At 74.8% G+C, this 23283-nt stretch carries 16 protein-coding genes; 8 read left to right on the plus strand and 8 right to left on the minus strand.

Annotation, left to right across the window (positions count from 1 at the left end):
* Position 1 precedes the first annotated feature (1 nt).
* The 3 genes from GA0070614_RS23955 to dxs are packed head-to-tail and all read left to right on the plus strand — an operon-like array spanning position 2 to position 4415.
* Positions 2–1219: a class I SAM-dependent RNA methyltransferase gene (locus GA0070614_RS23955; protein WP_088979623.1), complete on the plus strand. Its 1218-nt coding sequence runs from the start codon at positions 2–4 to the stop codon at positions 1217–1219.
* A 14-nt stretch (positions 1220–1233) separates the two neighbouring features.
* On the plus strand, positions 1234–2454 hold the full coding sequence (locus GA0070614_RS23960) for an anhydro-N-acetylmuramic acid kinase (RefSeq protein WP_088978075.1): 1221 nt from the start codon (positions 1234–1236) through the stop codon (positions 2452–2454).
* 11 nt (positions 2455–2465) lie between these two features.
* The gene (gene dxs, locus GA0070614_RS23965; protein ID WP_088978076.1) at positions 2466–4415 is read left to right on the plus strand and encodes a 1-deoxy-D-xylulose-5-phosphate synthase; all 1950 of its coding nucleotides are present in this window, start codon (positions 2466–2468) and stop codon (positions 4413–4415) included.
* Positions 4416–5401: 986 nt separating this feature from the next.
* Here the strand turns inward: dxs and GA0070614_RS23970 are convergent.
* Positions 5402–6595: a hypothetical protein gene (locus GA0070614_RS23970; RefSeq protein ID WP_088979624.1), complete on the minus strand. Its 1194-nt coding sequence runs from the start codon at positions 6593–6595 to the stop codon at positions 5402–5404.
* Positions 6596–7069: 474 nt separating this feature from the next.
* On the opposite strand from GA0070614_RS23970, the gene GA0070614_RS23975 reads away from it, so the two are divergent.
* The gene (locus GA0070614_RS23975; RefSeq protein ID WP_408630709.1) at positions 7070–8965 is read left to right on the plus strand and encodes a glycosyltransferase family protein; all 1896 of its coding nucleotides are present in this window, start codon (positions 7070–7072) and stop codon (positions 8963–8965) included.
* Positions 8966–9069: 104 nt separating this feature from the next.
* Here GA0070614_RS23975 and GA0070614_RS23980 read toward each other — a convergent pair whose 3' ends face one another.
* Positions 9070–10926 carry a DUF6541 family protein gene (locus GA0070614_RS23980; RefSeq protein ID WP_172892494.1) on the minus strand — a complete coding sequence of 619 codons (1857 nt, stop codon included), beginning with the start codon at positions 10924–10926 and terminating at the stop codon, positions 9070–9072.
* Between the two features lie 113 nt (positions 10927–11039).
* Between GA0070614_RS23980 and GA0070614_RS23985 the strand changes: the two genes are divergently transcribed.
* Positions 11040–12332 carry an outer membrane protein assembly factor BamB family protein gene (locus tag GA0070614_RS23985; RefSeq protein WP_172892495.1) on the plus strand — a complete coding sequence of 431 codons (1293 nt, stop codon included), beginning with the start codon at positions 11040–11042 and terminating at the stop codon, positions 12330–12332.
* Here GA0070614_RS23985 and GA0070614_RS31460 read toward each other — a convergent pair whose 3' ends face one another.
* Positions 12333–13625, minus strand: coding sequence for a peptidase C39 family protein (locus tag GA0070614_RS31460; RefSeq protein ID WP_088978079.1), 1293 nt, complete (start codon positions 13623–13625; stop codon positions 12333–12335).
* A gap of 132 nt (positions 13626–13757) precedes the next feature.
* On the opposite strand from GA0070614_RS31460, the gene GA0070614_RS23995 reads away from it, so the two are divergent.
* The 3 genes from GA0070614_RS23995 to GA0070614_RS24005 all read left to right on the plus strand — a co-directional run bounded on the left by GA0070614_RS23995 (position 13758) and on the right by GA0070614_RS24005 (position 16128).
* Positions 13758–14426 carry a response regulator transcription factor gene (locus tag GA0070614_RS23995; RefSeq protein ID WP_088978080.1) on the plus strand — a complete coding sequence of 223 codons (669 nt, stop codon included), beginning with the start codon at positions 13758–13760 and terminating at the stop codon, positions 14424–14426.
* Between the two features lie 2 nt (positions 14427–14428).
* A complete protein-coding gene (locus GA0070614_RS24000; protein WP_088979626.1) occupies positions 14429–15571 on the plus strand; it encodes a sensor histidine kinase in 1143 nt (380 codons plus the stop codon).
* A 170-nt stretch (positions 15572–15741) separates the two neighbouring features.
* Positions 15742–16128, plus strand: coding sequence for a VOC family protein (locus tag GA0070614_RS24005; protein ID WP_088978081.1), 387 nt, complete (start codon positions 15742–15744; stop codon positions 16126–16128).
* A gap of 51 nt (positions 16129–16179) precedes the next feature.
* Here the strand turns inward: GA0070614_RS24005 and GA0070614_RS24010 are convergent, their stop codons facing one another.
* From GA0070614_RS24010 to GA0070614_RS24030, 5 genes are all read right to left on the minus strand, one after another.
* On the minus strand, positions 16180–16941 hold the full coding sequence (locus tag GA0070614_RS24010) for a flagellar basal body-associated FliL family protein (RefSeq protein WP_088978082.1): 762 nt from the start codon (positions 16939–16941) through the stop codon (positions 16180–16182).
* 169 nt (positions 16942–17110) lie between these two features.
* On the minus strand, positions 17111–17923 hold the full coding sequence (locus GA0070614_RS24015) for a DUF5336 domain-containing protein (protein ID WP_088979627.1): 813 nt from the start codon (positions 17921–17923) through the stop codon (positions 17111–17113).
* Positions 17924–18365: 442 nt separating this feature from the next.
* Positions 18366–20435 (minus strand): 3-hydroxyacyl-CoA dehydrogenase NAD-binding domain-containing protein, encoded by a 2070-nt coding sequence (locus GA0070614_RS24020; protein ID WP_088978083.1) that lies wholly within the window; start codon positions 20433–20435, stop codon positions 18366–18368.
* Entirely contained in the window at positions 20432–21625 is a 1194-nt protein-coding gene (locus GA0070614_RS24025; RefSeq protein ID WP_088978084.1) for a thiolase family protein, read from the minus strand. The genes GA0070614_RS24020 and GA0070614_RS24025 overlap by 4 nt, the downstream gene beginning before the upstream one ends.
* 252 nt (positions 21626–21877) lie before the next feature.
* Positions 21878–23191: a ribonuclease D gene (locus GA0070614_RS24030; RefSeq protein WP_088978085.1), complete on the minus strand. Its 1314-nt coding sequence runs from the start codon at positions 23189–23191 to the stop codon at positions 21878–21880.
* Positions 23192–23283 lie beyond the last annotated feature (92 nt).

Below are 23283 nucleotides of genomic sequence, written 5' to 3' on the forward strand. Positions count from 1 at the left end.
GCTGGAGGAGGCCGAGCGGGTCGAGCTGACCGTCGGCGCGGTCGCCCCCGGCGGGCACTGCGTGGCCCGGGTCGACGGGCAGGTGGTCTTCGTCCGGCACGCGCTGCCCGGTGAGCGGGTGCGCGCCGAGGTCACCGAGCTGCACAAGGGCTTCGCCCGCGCCGACGCCGTGGAGATCCTCCAGGCGTCCCCGGACCGGGTCGAGCCGCCCTGCCCGTACGCGAAGCCGGGCCGCTGCGGTGGCTGCGACCTGCAACACGTCGCCCCCGCCGCCCAGCTCGCCTGGAAGACCGACGTGGTGCGCGAGCAGCTCGTCCGCCTCGGCCGGCTCACCGACGCCGAGGTGGACGCGCTCGGCATGAGCGTCGAGGCGCTGCCCGGCGGGCCGCTCGGCTGGCGCTCCCGGGTCCGCTACGCGGTCGACGCCGCCGGCCGGGCCGGGCTGCTCAAGCACCGCTCGCACGAGGTCGTCCCGATCGACCGCTGCCTGATCGCCCACCCGGCCATCCAGGAACTGCCGGTGCTCACCGGCTCGGGCGCGCGCTGGCCGGACGCCGAGGCGGTGGAGACCGTCGCCAGCACCGGCGGGGACGTCAGCGTCGCCACCGTCACCGACGGGGTGGCCACCCCGGTCAGCGGGCCGCAGAGCGTCCGCGAGGTCGCCGCCGGCCGGGACTGGGAGCTGCCCGCCGCCGGCTTCTGGCAGGTCCACCCCGCCGCCGCCGACACCCTGGTGACGGCCGTCCTCGATCTGCTCGACCCCCGTGCCGGCGAGTCGGCCTGGGACCTCTACGGCGGGGCCGGGCTGTTCGCCGCCGCGCTCGCCGGACGGGTCGGCCCGGACGCCCGGGTCACCCTGGTCGAGTCGTCCGCGCAGGGCGTGGCCGCCGCCCGGGAGAACCTGGCCGACCTGCCCCGGGTGGAGGTGGTCGCGGCCCGGGTGGAGACCGCGCTGGCCCGCCGCCGGATCACCGGCCCGGTCGACCTGGTGGTGCTCGACCCGCCCCGCTCGGGCGCGGGCGCGGCGGTGGTGCGGGACGTGGTGGCCGCCGGGCCGCGCGCCGTGGCGTACGTGGCCTGCGACCCGGCCGCCTTCGCCCGCGACGTGCGCACCTTCGCCGCGGCGGGCTGGCGGCTCACCGCGCTGCGCGGGTACGACCTGTTTCCGATGACCCAGCACGTCGAGCTGGTCGGGCTGTTCCGGCCACCGTCGGACTGACCTAGCCTGGCCCGATGAAGATCGTCGGGTTGATGTCCGGGACGTCGTACGACGGGGTGGACGTGGTCGCCGCCGAGTTCACCGCCGACGGGGACACCCTGCGGATGCGTCCGCTGGGGCACCGGGAGCGCAGCTACGACGACGCCCTGCGCGAGCGGATCGGGGCGCTGTTGCCCCCGGCGGCCACCACGATCGAGGCGGTCTGCCGGCTGGACAACGCCCTCGGCGAGGTCTTCGCCGACGCCGCCGCGCTCGGCGTCGACCTGGCCGGTGGGCGGGTCGACCTGGTCGTCTCGCCCGGGCAGACGGTCTTCCACTGGGTCGAGTCGGGTGTCGTGAAGGGCACCCTCCAGCTGGGCGCGCCGGCCCGGGTGGCCGCCCGGGTGGGCGTACCGGTGCTGTCGGACCTGCGCTCGGCGGACGTCGCCGCCGGCGGGCAGGGCGCGCCGCTGGTCCCCGCCTTCGACGCGCTGCTGCTCGACCCGGCCGCCGGGCCGCGGGCCGCGCTCAACCTGGGCGGCATCGCCAACCTCACCGTGGTCGCGCCGGGCGCGCCCGTGCTCGGGTACGACGTGGGCCCGGCCAACGCGCTGCTGGACGCGGCGGCCCGGCGCTTCCTCGGCCGCCCCTGCGACGTCGACGGGGCCCGGGCGGCGGCCGGCCGGGTGCACCCCGGGCTGCTGGAGTCGCTGCTCGCCGAGGCGTACTACGCCGCGCCGGCGCCCAAGTCGACCGGGAAGGAGCTGTTCCACGCCGGCTACCTCGACGACCGGCTGGCCGCCCTGGGCGAGCCGGTGGCCCCGGACGACGTGCTGGCCACGCTCACCGAGCTGACCGCCCGGACGGTGGCCGCCGAGTGCGACCGGCACCGGGTGACCGAGGTGGTCGCCGCGGGCGGCGGGGTGCGCAATCCCACCCTGCTGGGCCGGCTGGCCGCGCTCGGGCGGGACCGGTGGCGGCTGCGGGTCACCGACGAGCTGGGCGTGCCGGCCCAGGCCAAGGAGGCGTACGCGTTCGCCCTGCTCGGCTGGCTCTCCTGGCACGGGCTGCCCGGAGCGGTCCCGTCGGTGACCGGCGCCCGGCACGCCGCCGTGCTGGGCTCGTGGACCCCGGCCGGTCCGCCGTACGGGGCGACCCCGGCGACGCCGCCGCGCCGGCTGCTCGTCGAGAGCGGAATCCTGGGAGCAGCCTGTGATGATCCACGGCCGAGCTGCGGAGTGTCGGGGGGCCGATAGACTCTTCCGTCATGAGTGTTGAAGAGGGCACGGCCAACCACGGTCGGCTGCTGGGTGCGGTGCGCGGTCCGCAGGACGTGAAGCGGATGACCACCGAGCAGCTGGACATCCTCGCCGCCGAGATCCGTGACTTCCTGATCGCCAAGGTCTCCCGCACCGGTGGGCACGTCGGCCCCAACCTCGGTGTGGTGGAGCTGACCCTGGCGATGCACCGGGTCTTCGACTCTCCCCGGGACCGGCTCCTGTTCGACACCGGCCACCAGGCGTACGTGCACAAGATCCTCACCGGCCGGCAGGACGGCTTCGACAAGCTCCGCCAGCGCGGTGGCCTCTCCGGCTACCCCAGCCAGGCCGAGAGCGAGCACGACCTGATCGAGAACTCGCACGCCTCCACCGCCCTGTCGTACGCCGACGGGCTGGCCAAGGCGTACGCGCTGCGCGGCGAGCAGCGCAGCGTGGTCGCCGTGGTCGGCGACGGCGCGCTGACCGGCGGCATGTGCTGGGAGGCGCTGAACAACATCGCCACCGCCGGCAACCCGCTGGTCATCGTGGTCAACGACAACGGCCGGTCGTACTCGCCGACCATCGGCGGGCTCGCCGACCACCTCTCCTCGCTGCGGCTGAACCCCGGCTACGAGAAGGTCCTCGACACCGTCAAGGACGCCCTCGGCAACACGCCGTTCGTCGGCAAGCCGATGTACGAGGTGCTGCACGCGGTCAAGAAGGGCATCAAGGACGCGGTCGCCCCGCAGGCGATGTTCGAGGACCTCGGCATCAAGTACGTCGGCCCGGTCGACGGGCACGACATCGCCGCTGTCGAGTCGTCGCTGCGGGCCGCGAAGAACTTCGGCGGCCCGGTGATCGTGCACGCGGTCACCCGCAAGGGCTACGGCTACCGCCCGGCCGAGGAGGACGAGGCGGACTGCCTGCACGGCCCGGGCGCCTTCGACGTCGAGACCGGCAAGCTGCTCGCCGCCCCATCGGTGAAGTGGACCCAGGTCTTCGCCGACGAGCTGGTCGCCATCGCCGACGAGCGGCCCGACGTGGTGGGCATCACCGCCGCGATGGCCGAGCCCACCGGCATCGCCACCCTGGCCCGCAAGCACCCCGACCGGGTGTACGACGTCGGCATCGCCGAGCAGCACGCCGCCACCTCCGCCGCCGGCCTGGCCATGGGCGGCCTGCACCCGGTGGTGGCGGTGTACGCCACCTTCCTCAACCGGGCCTTCGACCAGGTCCTGCTGGACGTGGCGATGCACAAGCTGCCGGTCACCTTCGTGCTCGACCGCGCCGGCATCACCGGCCCGGACGGGCCGAGCCACTACGGCATCTGGGACATGTCCGTCTTCGGCGTGGTGCCCGGGCTGCGGATCGCCGCGCCCCGCGACGCCGGCAGCCTCCGCGAGGAGCTGCGCGAGGCGGTGGCGGTCGACGACGGCCCGACGATCGTCCGCTTCCCGACCGGCACCGTCGCCGCCGACCTGCCGGCCGTGCGCCGGGTCGGCACCGTGGACGTGCTGGCCGAGTCGGCGCGTACCGATGTGCTGCTGGTCGCGGTCGGCTCCTTCGGCCATCTCGGCATGGAGGTCGCCGCCCGCCTCGCCGAGCAGGGCTACGGCGTGACCGTGGTCGACCCGCGCTGGGTCCGCCCGGTCCCGGCCGAACTGGTCGAGCTGGCCACCGCGCACCGGCTCGTGGTCACCGTCGAGGACGGCGTCCGGGTCGGCGGCGTCGGCGACGCGCTCGCCCAGGCGATGCGGGACGCCGACGTGCGGGTCCCGCTGCGCGACCTCGGCGTGCCCGCCGACTGGCACCCGCACGGCACCCGGGCGCAGATCCTGGCCGACCTGCGGCTCACCGCGCAGGACGTGGCCCGCGACGTCACCGGCTGGATCTCCGGCCTGGACGCCGAGCCGGTCGAGCCGGTCCGCCTGCCCGCCCGCGACGCCAGCCCCAACTGAGCACGGTCGCCGGTCCACGCACCGGCGATGCCCCATGCGTGACGACCCACCCCGACGGGCGGTCCTGGTGCCTCCAGGGCCGCCCGTCGGTCGTGACCGGCCCACCGGTCAAGGGCCGGGTCTGCCGCAGGTGCGGTGGTCGCGGGCGGTGCTGGCCCGCTGTCCTGGGCCTGGCGTGAGCACCTGTCCGTCAGCGGGTTCGTCGCCGTGCCGGCGACATCCGTGCGGGCGACATCCGTGCCGGCGACACCCGTGCCGGCGACACCCGTGCCGGGCATCGACTCCCGGCCGGCCGGTACTGGCTTCCGGCCGGCCGGTACTGGCTCCTGGTTGGCGGGCAATGGCTCCTGGTTGGCGGGCACTGGCTCCTGGTTGGCGGGCACTGGCTCCCGGCCGGCGGGCATCGGGTCCCGGCCGGCGGGCATCGGCTCCCGGCCGGCGGGCACCGGGTCCCGGCCGGCGGGTGCCGGAGGTGCCCCGCGCGGACTCCGGCCGGACGGCGGCGCCTCACCGCTGCCCTCGAAGTCCCTCTGCGCCCGACGTGTGCCTGCTCCGGCCGCTACAGACTTGAGTACAAAAATGAATCGCGCGATGAGTACGAGGATGACTCGCCGTGGGTCCGGACGGGCAGCTTCCGGCTGTGAGTCACATCTGTACTCAAGTCTGTAGCGTCCCCGGAGGTGTGTTTCGCCGCCGAACTCCGCAACCTGCCGCGCCGGGGAAACGTCGCGCCCCGCCGCTACCGAGGATGAGCCACGCCGCCCGTCCCGCCCGAGCCGCCGCGCCGCCCGTCCCGCCGCGCCGCCCGTCCCGCCGTGCCGCCCGTCCCGCCGCGCCGAGCCGCCGCGCCGAGCCGCCCCGCCGCGCCGAGCCGCCCGTCCCGCCGCTCATCCCGCCGGTGTCGTCCGCGCCGCCCCGCCCCGCCGCCCCGTCCGCGCCGGGGTGCCCTGCCCTTGCCCCCAGAAGGAGCCGGTAGGGCAGGCTGGTCAGCGGCCGCCGACGGAGCGGTAGTAGGTCTTCTCGGCGGTGGCCAGGCTGAAGGTCTGCTTCGCCTCCGGCATCGGCACCACCACCAGGCCGGGGCGGTCCACCAGCCGGGGCGTGCCGGGCGGCACCGACAGGGCCGAGTCCCGGTTGCCCCGCCAGGTCAGCACCACCAGCGGCTGCCCCGGCACCGGCAGCACGTACGTCTGCAGCGGGTTGGCGCGGTCGGCGGGGGAGACCACCGGCGCGCCGTCGCCGGCCGGGCGGTAGACCACGGCGGTCACCGTGCCGGCGGCCGTCTCCCAGCTGAGCTGCTCCAGGTCGCCCGGGTCGCCGCCACCCAGCGCCATCTCGCCGATGCCCCGCACGGCCACCTTCTCCACCGGCCAGGACTCGGGCACCGACGCGGGCGCGTCCCGGTCGCCGATCCGGCGTGGGATGCTGCCGAACGGCCCCTGCTCACCGGCGAGGACGCAGGTGTCCAACCCGTCCAGGGCCCGCCGGCCGGAGCCGGTCTCGTCCCGGACCAGCGGGTAGCGCGGGTCGGTGGTGGCGGTGCCCAGGTCGAGCAGCCGGTCGGCGGCCCGGCCACGCGGCAGCGACTCGGTGGCGCGCAGTGTCGCCGTCACCGGCACCGCCGCGCACCGCGGCACCGGCACCCGGCCGGTCAGTCCGTCGGTGACCATCAGCGCCCGGCCGTCCGGGCCGAGCAGCCGCTCCACCCGCCCGGAGACCAGGTACCGGCGGCCGTCGGCCAACTGCACCGGGAGCACGTCGGCATAGGCGAGATAACCGGGGTCGGTGTACTCGGTGGCCCGGTCGACCGTGTACCGGCCGTCCGTGCCGCTGAGCTGGAGCAGCCAGGACGCCGCCTCGCCGGGCACGTCGGCGGCGACCAGGGCCAGCCGGGCGTCGTCCACCTCGCCGGACCAGAGGATGCCGGAGGAGGGCAGGTGGGCCCGGTCGTCGATCGGGGACCGCCAGGCGCGTACCGCCTCGGTCACCGCCTCGGTGGCGGCGGCGTCACCGGCGAGCGAGCCGCGCGGCGGCCACACCCGCAGCGTGCCGTCCAGGCTGTCGTAGCCGACCCGCAGCTCCCGGGCCTGGCGCTCGGCGACCGGACCGCAGGCGGTCACGGCCAGCGCCAGGGTGAGCAGTGCGGTGACCGTCGTGCCGCGGCGGCGGACTGAAGCCACCTGTACGCCCCCGATCGCCTCGCCGATGTCGGAAGCCCACATGGTACGCAACGGCCGGCGGCCGGTCGGCGCTGGTCTGCCCTGCCGGGCTCCGGCCACAAGGGACTCCCGCGTGGATTTCGTCTGATTTTTCGGCTCCGGTAGACTCCGCCGACTGTGACGTCTGTCGAGCCCCGTGGCGCATCCGCACCGGACCCCGACGCCTCCGGCGGCCCCGGCCGCGGCGCGACGGCCACTGCCACCGCACCGCCCCCACCGGCGACGGACGCCCCCGGTCCGAGCCCCGTCGGCCGCACCCCGGCCGGCGACGCCGCAGGTCCCGCGCCCTCCGCCGCCCCCGGCCGCGCACCCGCCGCAGGTCCCGCGCCCTCCGCCGCCCCCGGCCGCGTACCCACCGCAGGTCCCGCGCCCTCCGCCGCCGCCCCCGGCCGCGCACCCGCCGCCGGCCCTGCGCCGCCGGCCGGGGCGGCACCCGTGCAGGCGCCTCCCGGGCCCACCCGCCCCGGGACGGAGCCGACGACCGACGCGCCGGCCGGTGGCGGCCGGACGGTGGTCGTACCCGGGAAGGGACCGGCGGGAGCGGAGCGGGACGGCGCGACGGCGGCCGGGCGGTCCCGGCGCTGGCGCTGGACGGCCCGGCGCAAGGACCTCGCGGTCTACGCGGTGTTCCTGCTGGCCGCGTTCTGGGTGACCAGCCAGATCTGGGTGGACCCGGCCGGTCGGGTCGCCTCGCTCTACAGCAGCGACCCGGCGCAGGTGCAGTTCTTCCTCGCCCACTCGGTGCGGGTGGTGCTGCACGGGGACTTCCCGTTCTACACCGACCAGTTCAACTACCCCGACGGCGTCAATCTGATGGCCAACACGGCGGTGCTGGCGCTGGGCATCCCGATGGTGCCGATCACCCTGCTCTTCGGGCCGGCCGTCTCCTTCGTGGTGCTGGTCACCCTCGGCCTGGCCGGCACCGCCGCGACCTGGTACCACGTGTTCTCGCGACACCTCGTGCGCCGCCGGCTGGCCGCCGCGGTCGGCGCCTGGTTCTGCGGGTTCTCACCGGCGATGCTGTCGCACGCCAACTGGCACCCCAACATCATCTCCCAGTGGCTGCTGCCGTTCATCGTCTGGCGGGTCATGGTGCTGACCCGGTCGGCCCGCCCGGTGCGCGACGGCGTGCTGCTCGCCCTGCTGGTCACCGCGCAGGCGTTCATCAACGAGGAGATCCTGCTCTTCACCGCGCTGGCCTGCGGCGTCTTCCTCATCGCGATGGTGGCGCAGCGGCGGGCGCTCTGGTCGGCGGCCTGGCGTCCGCTGGCGATCGGGCTGCCGGTCTGCACGCTGGTCGCCGGCTCGCTGCTGGCGTACCCGCTCTACATCCAGTTCGCCGGGCCGATGGCTTACCACGGGCTCAGCGACGCGGTCCGCGACTACGGCAACGACATCGCCGCCTTCTTCGCCCCCGGCTCGCCCACCTTCGGCGGCCACGAGCGGGCCAACGTCAACCTGGCGCCGAACTACTCCGAGGAGAACGCCTTCTTCGGTTGGAGCCTGTCGCTGCTCGCCGTCGGCATCGTGATCTGGCTGCGCCGGGAGGTGCTGGTCCGGGCGCTCGCCGCCACCGGGCTCTTCTTCGCGGTGCTCTCCCTCGGCGAGCGGGTGTCGTGGTGGGACCGGGAACTCGTCACCGGCCCCTGGGACCTGCTGGTCCGGCTGCCGCTGCTCGACGCGGTGGTGCCGACCCGGTTCGCCATGATCACCAGCGTGGTGATCGGGATGCTGCTGGCGCTCGCCGTCCAGCGGGCCTGGACGCTGCGCGGCCCCGAGTGGCGGCACGCGAAGACGGTGACGGTCGCCGCGCTGGTCCTCGCCCTGCTGCCGATCGTGCCGATGCCGCTGAAGGTGACCACCCGCCCGCCGGTGCCGGACTTCATCACCGCCGGCCGCTGGCGGGAGTACGTCGGCCCCGGGCAGACCCTGGTGCCGGTGCCCGTGCCGAGCATGGGCAACACCCACGGCATGCGTTGGGCCGCCTCCACCAACCTCGACTTCAAGATCCCCGGTGGCTACTTCCTCGCCCCGCGCAACGGCAACACCGGCGACCCGGGACGCTTCGGCGGCCGGCCCAGCGGGATCGGGGAACTGCTCGACGAGGTCGCCACCACCGGCCGCACCCCGAAGCTCAACGACCGGCAACGCCGCCGCAGCCTGGACGAACTGCGGCACTGGAACGCCGCGGTGCTGGTCCTGCCGCTGCGTCAGCACAACGCCGAGCCGCTGCGGCGCACCGTCGAGCAGCTCGTCGGGCCGGCCCGCAAGGACCGGGACGTGTGGGTGTGGGACGTCCGGCCGCTCTCGGCCCGGACCACCGCTTCCTGACGCCCTGACGCCCTGACGCCCTGACGCCCTGACGCCCTGACGCCCTCCCGGGCCCGGGGCAGCGCCGGGCCGGCCGGTGAGCGCGCCGGCCCGGCGGGGCGGGCTCAGCCGACCAGCGGGCGCACGTCCCACAGCCACACGTCGTCGACCCGCTGCGCCGGCCCGAGCAGCCCGGTCATCAGGTCGCGCAGCACCGCCTCGCGCGGGTGGGCGCCGAGCACCACCACCGACGCCTTCCAGAACCGCAGGTCCGCCACCGCCTGGCGGCGGTTCTCCTCGGTCAGCGCCGGGACCGCGCCGGCGTCCATGGTGGCGTAGATCAGGGTGCTGGTCGGCCGGTTCGGTGCGCCGAAGACGCCCTCACCGTTCTCGTTCGGGCCGATGAAGTAGCCCCCCGGTACGGGGAACTCGTGCCCGGTCAGCGCGCTCCAGCGCAGCGTGGGCAGGCCGTGCACGTTGCTCGGGATCGGCACCGGCACCAGCGTGCGCCCCTGCGGCACGTACGGCCGCCAGCCGCCGGCGGTGATGAAGCGCGGCGGCGGGTCCACGTGCTGCGCCGGCAGCGGGCGCGGGAAGAGCGGCAGCACGGCGAGCGCGACCGCCGCGTACCCGACCGGCCGGACCCAGCGGCGGCGGACCGGCGCCCCGGCGTCGCCGGCCGGGGCGGCGTCGTCGCCCGGGGCGCGCGGGGCCGGGGCCGGGCGGCGGCCGTGCCGCGCCGCCGCGTCCCAGGCCAGCGCGAGCAGGACGCCGACCGCCGCGGTCACCACCAGGGCGAGCCGGGTCGGCATCATCATCTCCACCAGCGGCACGTCGTCCGGGATGTACGCCCACGGGCCGTCGACGGTGGTCTCCACGCCGTCGAAGCGCACCTTCGGGCCGATCGACGCGACGGTGAAGACCACCACCAGCACGCCGGCGATCCGGGCGGCCAGCGACCGCCGCCACAGCAGCACCAGGGCGGCGAGCGCCACCAGCACCAGCGGCCAGCCGAACCAGGTGTTCTGCTCGGTCAGGCCGATGGTCTTCTCCACCGCCTCGTCACCGGCGACCGTGTCCCGGGCGAAGGTGACGAAGGCCATCAGGTCCTCGCCCCAGTTGTGGAAGACACCGCCCTGCAGGCCGCGGTAGGACTGCGGGCCGTTGAACTGCCACCAGATCGGGTACGCGGTCAGCGCCAGGGCGATCCCGCCGCCGAGGCCGAGCGCGGCCAGGAAGCCGCCGGCCCGCTCCCGCGCCGCGCGCGGTCGCTGCGCCACGTACGCCAGCACGATGACCAGGCAGGCCAGCGCGGTGAGCAGCAGCATCTCCTCGTTGATGAAGATCTGGTACGCCACCAGCAGCCCCAGCACCACCCCGTCACGCCGCCACCGGCCGGGCCGGCCCAGGCGCAGCACCCGCGCCACGATCACCGGCAGCAGGAAGTTGGAGACGAAGTTGGGCTGCCCGTTGGCGTGGTGCACGATGCCCGGGGCGAAGCCGAGGAACGCGCCGCCGACGAACGCCGCCGCCCGCGAGCGCACCAGGTGCCGGGAGAGCATCCAGTACGACGTGGCCGCGGTCGCGGCGAGCGCGCCGCCCAGGTAGAGCGCGTACGTCACCTGGGGTCCGAAGAGGAGGGTGATCGGGGCCAGCGGGATGGTCATGCCCAGCAGCGAGGTGTTGGCCATCATGTTCACCCCGTCCGGGGCGTTCTGCCGGGTGCTGAACAGCGGGTTCTCCAGGTGACGCACCGAGTACGCGCCGTGGGAGAAGAGCCACTCGAACCAGCTGTGGTCGGTCGGCAGGTGCGAGGAGACCCGGTGCTGCACGTCCACCCAGTAGTTCAGGCACACGAGAACGCCGAGCAGCACATAGGCTCCGATGGCCAGGACGTCGGCCCGGCGAGGCCGCCGACGCGGCCACCGTGTCGGGTCGGCCGCCGAGGGCGCGACCGCGTCCGTCGCGGACGTCGGGTTCAACGAGGGATCTACCACCGGCACAGCCACGACGGGCCATCGTACAGGCGGTGACGGGTCGTCCCCGCCGGCCGGTGGGGCGACGGCGTGGGGCACGGAGGCGGGGAGGGCTGGGCGTGGCACTCATCGACCTGGGCGACGTGCGCGAGGAGCCGGTGACCGACCCGGGTGAGCGCCCGCCCCGCGCCGTCGGGCGGCCGGCCCGGATCGTCGCGGTGCTGGTGACCGCGTTGCTGACGCTGGCCGGGGCCGCGCCACCGGACCGGCCGGCCTTCTTCACCGTGCCGGCCACCCCCACCACGGCGGCCTTCGTCCACGGTGACCGGCTCTTCGTCGTCGCGCCGGCCGAGCAGTCGGCGGAACGGACGGGGGAGCTGACCGCGTACGCGGTGCCGGCGCGGGGGCGCGGCACGCTCACCCCGCTGTGGCGGGCGTCCCTGCCGCTGCCGCTCGGCGGCGCCTCCGCGTCGGCGTTCGTCGTCGGCGACGTGGTGCTGGTCACCGCCGACGTGGCCGCGGAGGGGGCGGCCCGCAGCCACGCCTTCGACGCGGCCACCGGCCGGCCGCGCTGGAACCTGCCGGGCAGCCCCGCCAGCACCGGCGACCCGCTGCTGCTCTACACCGGCGGGCAGGGGCCGGACGCGGTCAGCGCCGTCGACCCCGCCACCGGCCGGGTCCGCTGGTCGGTGCCGACGCTGCCGGACGCCACCAGCTTCCGCTTCCGCCCCGACGGCCTCGACCGGATCGTGCTCAGCCCCTCCACCGGCCCGGTGGAGGTCTGGGACGCCCGCAGCGGGCAGCGGCTGGTCAGCCGGGACCTGCGCCCCGACGGGCTGTCCGTCTGGCAACGCGCCCAGCCGGTCGGCGACCTGCTGCTCGTGGTCCGGCACCACGCGGCGCTGGTCACCGCGTACGGGCTGGGTGAGCTGGACCGGCGCTGGGAGGTCCGACTCGGCCTGGTCGGGTACTTCGAGCCCTGCGGCGCGCTGATCTGCGCGCACGGCCAGACCGGCGGGATCACCGCGCTGGACCCGGCGACCGGCGCGACCCGGTGGCGGGTCGACCGGTGGGCCGGGGTGCTGACCGAGCAGGGCGGCCGGCTGCTGGTCAGCGGGCCGGGCAGCGGCAGCCAGGAGTCCTTCGCGATCCTCGACGCGGCGACCGGCCGGCTCGTCGCCGACCTCGGCACCTGGGACCTGATCGGCTGGGATCCCGTCGACGGCCGGCTGACCGCCGTGCGTCCGGCCGGCACCGGGCGGCTGGTGCTCGGTGAACTCGACGTCGCCGGGGCCCGGGCCCACCGCCGCGACCTGCTCACCGGTGTCACCGGCAACTGCCGGACCGGGCGGACGGTGCTGCTGTGCCGGATGACCGGCGGCGAGTACGGCGTGTGGCGGCTCGCCCGCTGATCACCAGTTGGCCTGCGCGGGCGGCGGCGGCAGCGCCACCGACGCCGGGTGGATCACGTACGCGGCCCCGCCGCTGCCGCCCTGCCAGGCGGCCTCGAACCGGCGCCGGTCGACCGTCCGGCGCACCGACTCGTCGTCCGGGGCGTACGGGTCGTTGAGCACCGGGTCGCCGGCGTCGGTGAAGCCGACCAGCACCATCAGGTGCCCCCGGGTGTCGTAGTCCAGCCCGGGCACCTGGCCGGCCCGGAACGCGGCGGAGAGCACCAGCGGGATCCCGGCGGCCACGAACGCCTCCGCCTCGGCCAGCGAGCGCAGCCGGGTGACGAACGCTTCCACCCCGTGCAGTCCGGCGTACGCGGTGTTGAAGGACCAGTTGCCGCACCCCTGGTACGCGTCGTCGTAGCAGTGCCGGGCGGCGTGCACCACGACGGGCCGGGGGCCGGGCGGGTCGACCCAGGCGTAGCGCTGCGGTGGCGGCCCGGCGCCCCACCAGGCGAGCACCATGGAGGTGCAGGTGGGGCTGCACCAGGAGTCCCCACCGCCGCCCCAGCGCGTCTCGTCGCCGGTGTGCCGGCGCTGGGAGAAGCGCGGCACGTCCAGCACCCTGCCCCGGGCCCCCGCGCCGGCCCACCCCGCCACCGACCCGGCTCCGCCGCCGCCCGCCGACCCTGCCTGCCCTGCCGGCAGGCCGGCCGCCGGGCCGTCCGTCGGGCCGGCGGTGAGGCTGTCCGTCACACCGCCTGTCACATCGCCTGTCGCACCGCCCCCCGGCCCGGCTGTCGGGCCGGGGGGCGGCGCGCCGGTGGCGACCGCGCCGATGGTGTGCAGCGTGGGGCCGGCGGACGCGCCGCGCGGGCGCAGCAGGGTCACCCGGACCTGCCAGCCGGTCACCGTGGCCGCGTCCACCACCAGGGTGTCGGTGTCGACGTGGGCGTCGGGGTCCCGCTGGCCCGGCACCGAGCAGCGGTGGGCCGGCTCCTCGCCCTCGGCCCACCGGGCCAGGCGGTACCAGCCGGTGCCGGGGGCGTCGTCGTGCCAGCCGCGCACCTCCACCTCGATCCAGCAGCCCGGCGGCGTCCGCGCGGTCCAGGACGGCACGATCTCGCGTACGCCGAAGCCGGCGGAGACCGGGGGAGAGGTCCAGCTGCCGGACTCGTGCGGGCCGTCCGGGTCGGGTGGTCGCGGGTCGGCCAGCGCCAAGCCGTGCGCGGTGGCCCGCACCCCGTCGGCGGTGCCCGGGCACGCCCCGGTGGTCAGCCGGAATCCCCGGTAGAAGACGTCCCGCCCCGTCATGGCCCCTCCGGTCCTCGACGATCGACGACGGCAGCATCGCGTACCCGGGCGGCGCCGGCAACGGCGGCGGTCCGTGACGGGTGGTTTGGCGGCCGGCGCTAGGTTGTCGGACAGGTCGGCGAGGAGGTCGGGATGCGGGTGCTGGTGGTCGAGGACGAGCGGAACCTCGCCGACGCGATCGCGCGCGGGTTGCGTAAGCGCGGCATGGCGGTCGACGTGGCGTACGACGGCGACGCCGGCCACGAGGCGGCCTTCGTCACCCGGTACGACGTGGTGGTGCTGGACCGGGACCTGCCCGGCATGCACGGCGACCAGATCTGCGCCGAGCTGGCCGCCTCCGGCACGCTGACCCGGGTGCTGATGCTGACCGCCAGCGACAGCGTGGCCGACCGGGTGCAGGGTCTGGGGCTCGGCGCCGACGACTACCTGCCCAAGCCGTTCGCCTTCGACGAGCTGGTCGCCCGGGTGCAGGCGCTGGGCCGGCGGGCCACCCCGGCCGCGCCGCCGGTGCTGGAGGTCGCCGACGTGGTGATCGACCCGGCCCGTCGGGTGGTCACCCGGGCCGGCGTGCCGGTCGACCTGACCAACAAGGAGTTCGGGGTCCTCTGCGAGCTGGTCAAGGCGCGGGGCGCGGTGGTCTCCAGCGAGGAGCTGCTGGAGCGGGTCTGGGACGCCAACACCGACCCGTTCACCACCATCGTCCGGGTGACCGTGATGACCCTGCGCAAGAAGCTCGGCGACCCGCAGCTGATCGAGACGGTGGTCGGCGCCGGCTACCGCACGGCGGAGGTGGTGGCGTGAGCGTGCGTCCCACGTTGCGGTTGCGGCTGACCCTGCTGAACGGGGTGCTGCTGGTCGGCGCGGGCGCGATCCTGATGGTGCTGGCCTGGCTGCTGGTCCGTGACGCGTTGCGCCCCAGCGACGAGCTGCGCCCGGGCACCACGGTGCTGCTGGCCGACGGCCGGTCCCTCGACGCCGCCGTGTGGCAGCGTCAACTGGTCGACGCCGCCTCGCAGGAGCTGCTGGTCAAGGGGTTGATCGCGCTGCTGGCGATCAGCGTGGTCGGGGTCGCCGGGGCGTACCTGGTGGCCGGGCGGGCGCTGCGTCCGCTGCACCAGGTCACCGCCACCGCCCGCCGGCTCGGCGAGGCCACCCTCGACCAGCGGATCGGCTGGTCCGGGGCGGACGACGAGGTCGCCGAGCTGGCCCGCACCTTCGACGCGATGCTGGACCGGATCACCGCCGCCTTCGAGGCGCAGAAACGCTTCGTGGCCAACGCCTCGCACGAGCTGCGTACCCCGCTGGCGGTGATGCGGACCGAGATCGACGTGACGCTCAGCGACGGCGAGGCGGACACCGCCGAGTACCGCCGGATGGCCACCGTGGTCCGCGACGCCTCCGAGCGGGCCAACGGCCTGGTCGACGCGCTGCTGGTGCTGGCCCGCAGCGAGGCCCAGGCCGGGCGCGGGCTGGCCCGCCGTACCGAGTGCGACCTGGCCACCGGGACGGCCAACGCGCTGTCGGCGATGTCCCGGGAGGTGGAGCGGATCGGGCTGCGGGTGCAGACCTCGCTCAAACCGGCCCCGGTGGTCGGCGACCCGGGCCTGCTCGACCGGCTGGCCGGCAACCTGATCGAGAACGCGGTGCGTTACAACCACCTGCACGGCCGGCTCTGGGTGCGTACCGGCACCGACGGGCGGACGTCCTGGCTGGTGGTCCGCAACACCGGGTTCGAGGTGGACCAGGCCGACGTGCCGGGGCTGTTCGAGCCGTTCCGGCGCGGTGGCCGGGAGCGGACCGGCGCGCGCGGCTCCGGGCTGGGGCTCTCCATCGTCCGGGCGGTCTGCGACGCGCACGGTGGCAACGTGCAGGTCTCCGCCCAGCGCGGCGGGGGTCTGGAGGTGACCGTCACGCTGCCGGCGGCGGACACCGGCGCCGCGACGTGAGCGGACCTCTTGTGCGGTGGACCGAAGGCTGACATGATCATCGGAGTCAGCCCGACGGGTGAGAGGAGGTGCGGTCCCATGTCCACCATGTCGATCACCGCGCCCCGCCCGGTCCGCCGCTGACATCCCACGCACGCGGGGCGCTTCCATCCATCTGCGGAGGAACCACCGTGAGTGCACGGATCCACAACATCGGCATCGACTGCCGCGACACGTACGCCCTGGCCGGCTTCTGGGCCCAGGTCTTCGAGTGCCCCCGCCAGCCGGACGACTTCCCGGGGGACCCGGAGGCGATGCTGCTGCCGCCGGGCGGGCCGGAGGTGCTCTTCCTGGCCGTGCCGGAGGGCAAGACGGTGAAGAACCGCCTGCACCTGGACCTCGAACCCGCCGACCGGAGCCGGGACGAGGAGGTCGAGCGGCTGCTCGGCATCGGCGCCGTCCTGGTGGCCGACCAGCGCCGGGCCGACGGCACCGGCTGGGTGGTGCTGGCCGACCCGGAGGGCAACGAGTTCTGCGTGCTGCGCAGCGCCGCCGAGCGGGCGGCCACCACCGGCTGACGGACGGGGCCGGCGTCCAGGTGGACGCCGGCCCCGGTCACGCCGTACGGGTCAGTTCTTCTGCTCGATCGCCGCGCGCATGGCGGGCAGCTCGGCCGCCGCCTCCTGGCCGCTCTTGAAGTAGACGATGATCATGCCGAGGCTGCCCTTGTCGCTCCACACGCAGACGCCCAGCGGCACGTTCGCGGCCTCGGCGTCGCCGCACTTGGCCACCCCGCCGAGCGGGCCGGCGTCGACGGTCTTCATCTGTGCGATCTTCACCTCGCTCTGGCCCGCGCCGGCGATGGTGTCCTCGAGGGTCTTCTCCGGGTCCGCGTTCAGGCCGGAGGCCGCCGCGATCATGACCAGGTCCTTCTTGGCGGGCGTGCCGTAGAACGCGCCGGCGGTGCTGGTCGCGTCCGGAAGGGACTTGTTCAGCTGCGCCTCGAGCTCCTTGGCACCCTCGGTGAGCGCCGGGTCGGTGGACTTGGCCCGGCCGGCGAGGGTGTCCGGCGCGACGACTCGGGTGTTGATGGCCTCGACACCCTCCTTGACCTCGTCCTTCACGGCGAAGAACGCGATCGCGGCGCCGCCCAGGCAGAGCACCAGCACCACGGCGAGCGAGATCAGCACGATCTTGCCGACGTTGGACTTCTTCTTCTGCGGCGCGCCGCTGGGGTCGCCGAACGGCTGGCCGGGCTGCGCCGGGAACACCGTCGGCTGCGACGGGGCCGGGTAACCACCCGGCTGCTCCTGCTGCGGCGGCGGGTACGAGCCGTGGGGCGCGCCGTTGTCCGGCTGCGAGGGATAGGGATTGGCCGGCGGCTGGGACATCAGGTCAGCTCCAGATCATCAGGTGAGGACGGGTGATCTTAGGCCGGGCCACCGCCCGCCCGCTGTCCCGTCCGACTCCGGGTCGGGCCGGCCCAGGAGCTGTTCCGACCCGGTGGCCGTGGTCGTCCACAGGGGACGCCACGGCCACCGTGACCTGCGGATCCTGCCGTCAGGACCGCTTCTCGACCTGGCCCCGGATGGTGGCGAACTCGGCCTTGGCCTTGGACGCGGAGGAGAAGAACATCACGATCATGCCGACGCTGCCCTCGTCGGCCCAGACGCAGACGCCGAGCGCGATGCCGGAGCTCTTGCCGTCGCCGCACTTGGCCACCCCGCCCAGCGGCCCGGGGTTGATCGAGGCGACCTTGCGCACCGACAGGGAGGTGGAGAGGCTCTTGATCGCGTCGTCGAGTTCCTTCTCCGGCAGCAGGACCGGGCCGGAGACGCCGGAGATCATCACCATGTTCCGCTTGGCGGCGCTGCCGTAGAAGGCGCCCACCGCGCCGGTCTCGTTGGTGACGTCGCTCTTCATGTCCCGGACCATCTCGTCGGCGATCCGGCGCAGCTGCGGCTCGGTGTTCTTCGCCCGGCCGGCGAGGGTCGTCGGGGTGACCAGACGGATCTCCGGGGCCGGTTCCGGTTCCACCTCCTCCTCGGACTCCGACGGGGTCGGCTCCGGCGCGGCGCCGGTCGTGGCGCCCAGCGACGGCGACGGGGTGGGGGTCGGCTTCTCGTCGTCGCCGGAGAGGGCCACGTACGCCAGCCCGCCCCCGCCGAAGCAGAGCACCAGCAGCCCGACCAGGGCCAGCGAGAGGATCAGCCCCAGCCCGGACTTCTTCGGCGGCGGGGCGGGCGGCAGCCCGTACGCCGGGGCGCCGGCGAAGCCGTCCGGCGGCACCGCCGGGTACCCGGCCGGCTGCGCGCCCGGGTAGCCGACCGGCGACCCCGGCGGCTGGACGCCCGCCTGCCCAGGCTGGTACATCGGGTACGGCGCGGTGGGCTGCGGGGCGGGCGGGTACCCGTACGCCTGGGTGGGCTCGTGGTGGCCGCCCTGCTGCGGGACCTGCGGCCACGCCTGCGCCGGCGGTTGGGCGCCCGGATGGCTGCCCGGCGGCCAGTCGCCGGGCGGCGGGGGCGGGAACGATCCGGGCTCCGGCTGCGTGGACCAGGGGTCGACCGGCGGTGTGGACATGATCAGCTCCAGGCGAAGATGAGAACGCGTGATGGTAGCGAGCCGCGGGCCGGCTCCGCTGCCCCGCACCGAGTCTGCCCCGCTGCCGCAAGCCGGCGCTCCGTGGCGGTCACCGCCTCGGCCAGCTCCACGACGGCCCGGTGCCGGTGGCCGACCGTCGGGAAAGACGACCGCGGTGGCCGGCGACCCCGGCAGGGGACGCCGACCACCGCGGTCGCGGGGGAGCGGAGGATCAGCCGCGCAGGCTGGCGAGGCCGCGCGGCAGGAACCGCTGGCCGGTGACCTGCTCGGAGGTGCCGGTCCGGTCCAGGTACGGCGTCACGCCGCCCAGGTGGAACGGCCAGCCGGCGCCGAGGATCATGCACAGGTCGATGTCCTGCGCCTCGGCGACGACGCCCTCGTCGAGCATGAGCCGGATCTCCTGCGCCAGCGCGTCGAGCGCGTTCTGGCGCACCTGCTCCTCGGTGAGCGGCTGGTCGCCGACCACGAGCAGCTTGGCGACCTCGTCGTTGATCTGGTCGTCGACCACGATCGGCTGGCCCGAGTCGGCGATCCGCTTGAGGTTCTCGCTGACGTCGAACCGGTCCGGGAAGGCCGCGTGCAGGGTGCCGCCCACGTGGTACGCCACGGCCGGGCCGACCAGCTGGAGCAGGGCGAGCGGCCGCATCGGCAGGCCCAGCGGGTCCAGCGCGCGGTTCGCCACCTCCAGCGGGGTGCCCTGGTCGACGGCCGCGAAGACCGTGCCGAGGAAGCGGGTGAGCAGCCGGTTGACCACGAACGCCGGGGCGTCCTTCACCAGCACGCTCGACTTCTTCAGCTGCTTGCCGACCGCGAACGCGGTGGCCAGCGTGGCGTCGTCGGTCCGCTCGCCGCGGACGATCTCCAGCAGCGGCAGCACGGCGACCGGGTTGAAGAAGTGGAAGCCGACGACCCGCTCCGGGTGCTCCAGCTCCTCGGCCATCGCGGTGATCGACAGGCTGGAGGTGTTGGTGGCGAGCACCGCCTCCGGCTTGACGATCTTCTCCAGCTCGGCCCAGACCTGCTTCTTGACGTTCAGGTCCTCGAAGACGGCCTCGATGACGAAGTCGGCGTCGGCGAAGACGCCCTTGTCGACCGAGCCGCTGACCAGGCCGTACAGCTTGGCGGCGGTGCCCTTGTCCATCCGGCCCTTGCTGACGGCCTTCTCGATCTGGGCGTGCACGTAGCCGACGCCCTTGTCGACGCGGGCCTGGTCCAGGTCGGTCATCACGACCGGCACCTGCAGGCGGCGGGCGAAGAGCAGGGCGAGCTGGCTGGCCATCAGGCCGGCGCCGACGATGCCCACCTTGGTGACCGGGCGGGCCAGGCCCTTGTCCGGCGCGCCGGCCGGCCGCTTGGCCCGCCGCTGCACCAGGTCGAAGGCGTACAGGCCGCTGCGCAGCTCCTCGGAGAAGACCAGGTCGGCCAGGGCCTCGTCCTCGGCGGCGGTGCCGGTGGCGAAGTCGGCGTCCTTCGCCGTCTCCAGCAGGTCCAGCGCCTTGTACGCGGCCGGGACCGCGCCGTGCAGCCGCTGGTCGAGGGTCTGCCGGGCGAAGTAGAGCACGCCCGCCCACATGTCCTTGTCGACCTCGGGACGGGTCACGGTGACCTCGCCCCGGACCACGCCGGCGGCCCACTCCAGGGACCGCTCCAGGAAGTCCGCCGGCTCCAGCAGCACGTCCGCGATGCCCATCTCGGCGGCCTGCTTCGGCTTGAGCATCTTGTTCTGCATCAGCGGGTTCTGGATGATCACCTGGGTCGCCGCCGGGATGCCGATCAGGTTCGGCAGCAGCTGGGTGCCGCCCCAGCCGGGGACCAGGCCCAGGGAGACCTCGGGCAGCGCGAGCGCCGCCGCGCCGGCCGACAGCGTCCGGTAGTGGCAGTGCAGCGCCAGCTCCAGGCCGCCACCCATGGCCGCGCCGTTGACGAACGCGAAGGTCGGCACCTCGCTGTCCTTCAGGCGGGCGAAGACCCGGTGGCCCAGCCGCCCGACCTCCAGCGCCTGGTCCCGGTCGGCGAGCTGCGGCAGGCTGGTGATGTCCGCGCCGACGCAGAAGATGTACGGCTTGCCGGTGACCGCGATGAACGCCGGGTTCGCCGCCAGCGCGGCGGTGATCGCCTCGTCCAGGCTGGTCAGGCCGCCCGGGCCGAAGCTGTTCGGCTTGGTGTGGTCGAAGCCGTTGTCGAGCGTGATCAGGGCGGCCGGACGGTCCAGCCCCGGTACGTTCACCTGGCGCAGCAGCGCCTTGGTGACGACCTCGTTCGGTGCGGCGAGCGCGCTCACTTGTTGCCCTCCCAGTGCGGGTTCTCCCAGATCACGGTGCCGCCCATGCCGATGCCGATGCACATGGCGGTGAGGCCGTAGCGGACCTCGGGGTGCTCGGCGAACTGCCGGGCGAGCTGGGTCATCAGCCGCACGCCCGAGGAGGCCAGCGGGTGGCCGATGGCGATCGCGCCGCCCCACGGGTTGACCCGCGGGTCGTCGTCGGCGATGCCGAAGTGGTCGAGGAAGGCGAGCACCTGCACGGCGAAGGCCTCGTTCAGCTCGAACAGGCCGATGTCGTCGATGGTCAGCCCGGCGATGCGCAGCGCCTTCTCGGTCGACGGGATCGGGCCGACGCCCATCACCTCGGGCTCGACGCCGACGAAGCCGTACGACACCAGCCGCATGGCGATCGGGAGGCCCAGCTCGCGGGCGGTCTCCTCGGCGGCGAGCAGGCTGGCGGTGGCGCCGTCGTTCAGGCCGGCCGCGTTGCCCGCGGTGACCCGGCCGTGCGGGCGGAACGGGGTCTTGAGGGTGGCGAGCTTCTCCAGGGAGGTCTCCCGGGGCGCCTCGTCCACGGTCGCCAGGCCCCAGCCGGCCTCCGGGTCGCGGATCGCGACCGGCACCAGGTCGCCCTGGAGCTTGCCGTTGGCGTACGCCTTGGCGGTCTTCTGCTGGGAGGCGAGCGCGAACGCGTCGGTGCGCTCCTTGGTGATCTGCGGGACCCGGTCGTGCAGGTTCTCCGCGGTGGCCCCCATCACCAGGGCGGACGGGTCGACCAGCTTCTCCGCGATGATCCGCGGGTTGGGGTCGACGCCCTCGCCCATCGGGTGCCGGCCCATGTGCTCGACACCGCCGGCGATGGCGATGTCGTACGCCCCCATGGCGATGCCGCCGGCGACGGTGGTGACGGCGGTCATCGCGCCGGCGCACATCCGGTCGATGGCGAAGCCGGGCACGGTCTTGGGCAGGCCGGACAGCAGGGCGGCGGTGCGGCCGATGGTGAGGCCCTGGTCGCCGATCTGGGTCGTCGCCGCGATGGCGACCTCCTCCACCCGCTCCGGCGGCAGCTGCGGGTTACGGCGCAGCAGCTCGCGGATGCAGCGGATCACCAGGTCGTCGGCGCGGGTGTTGGCGTACATGCCACCCGCCTTGCCGAACGGGGTGCGGACGCCGTCGACGAAGACGACATCCCTAACTTCACGGGGCACTTGGAGCCTCCTCTTCGACCATGATTCGCCCTGCGCGCCGCCGGGCGGCGCTACGGACCGAACGAAGGTCGGCCGGCGCTGGCGTTTCCCCGGATGCTACTCGTCAGTAACCAACCCCGACACCACCCCCCGTGTGGCCCACCCCACACTCTCGCCTCCCGCCCTGACCCCTCGCTGTCGATCACGAAGTTCGCGTCCACGGCACGGCGTGTCGCGGACGCGAACTTCGTGATCGAGCGGGTATGGGCGGGGTCAGGGAGTGGGGGTGGGGAGGGCCTCGGTGAGGGCGGCCACGAGCAGGTGCAGCTGCCACTCGCGGGCGCCGAAGCCGCGCAGCACCTCGGCGACGGTCTCCTCGGTGATCTCGTCCGGGGGTTGCCAGGCCAGCCGACGGATCGAGTCGGGGGCGATCAGGTTCTCCGGCGGGAGGTCGTGCTCACCCGCAACCCGGACCACGATCTCCCGGCAGCGGGCCAGCCGGCCGGCCGCCACCGGATCGCGCTCCGCCCAGCGGTGCGGCGGGGGCGGCCCCTCCACCGCCGGCGCCACCGGCAGGGCGTCCTCCGGCAGCTGACGGGCGTCGTCCAGCGCCGCGAGCCAGGTACGGGCCAGCCGGCGCACCGAGCGGCCACCGAACCCGGGCAGGGTGAGCAGGGTCTTCTCGTCCTTGGGGTCCAGTTCGGCCGCGGCGACGATCGCCGAGTCGGGCAGCACCCGCCCCGGGGCGGCGTCCCGCCGGGCGGCGATCTGGTCCCGGGCGTACCAGAGGGAGCGGACCCGGGCCTGCGCCCGCGCCCCGCGTACCCGGTGGATGCCGGAGGTGCGTCGCCACGGCTCCGCGCGCGCCCGCGGCGGCCGTGCCCCGTTGCGGACCAGCGCGGCGAACTCCTCGGCCGCCCACTCCGACTTGCCCTGGCGGGTCAGCTCCTCGTCCAGCGCGTCGCGGAGGTCGACCAGCATCTCCACGTCGAGGGCGGCGTAGGTCAGCCAGGACTCCGGCAGCGGCCGGCTCGACCAGTCCGCCGCCGAGTGGTGCTTCTCCAGGGTGTAGCCGAGCAGTTGCTCGGTGAGGGCCGCCAGCCCGACCCGCTCGAAGCCGGCCAGCCGGGCGGCCAGCTCGGTGTCGAAGAGCCGGCGCGGGCGCAGCCCCACCTCGGCCAGGCAGGCGAGGTCCTGGCTGGCGGCGTGCAGCACCCACTCCGCCCCGCCGATCGCCTCGTCGAGCACGGTCAGGTCGGGCAGCGGCAGCGGGTCGATCAACGCGGTTCCCGCGCCCTCCCGGCGTAGCTGCACCAGGTAGGCGCGTTGGCTGTAGCGGTAGCCGGAGGCACGCTCGGCGTCCAGGGCCACCGGGCCGGTGCCCGCGGCGAAGCGGGCCACGATCTCGTCGAGTTCCGCCGGGGTCGCCACCGGCTGGGGGGTGCCGTCACGCGGCGCGGTGAGCGGGACGGGGCCACCGTCGGGCTGGTCGGTCCCCGCGTCCTCCGGCTCCGGCACGGCCGAGGGCGAGGCTTCTCCCGTACGGCTTTCGGCGGCCCGACGGCGCAGGGGTGGTTCGTCGGTCACCTGACAACCCTAGTGCGCCGCGCCATCGGGTGTGCGCAGCCGGTCCGACGTGTGTCGGTGAGGTGTCCGGCGGATGGCCGGACGGCGCGGGA

The sequence above is a fragment of the Micromonospora coxensis genome (assembly GCF_900090295.1).
Classification (GTDB): Bacteria; Actinomycetota; Actinomycetes; order Mycobacteriales; family Micromonosporaceae; genus Micromonospora; species Micromonospora coxensis.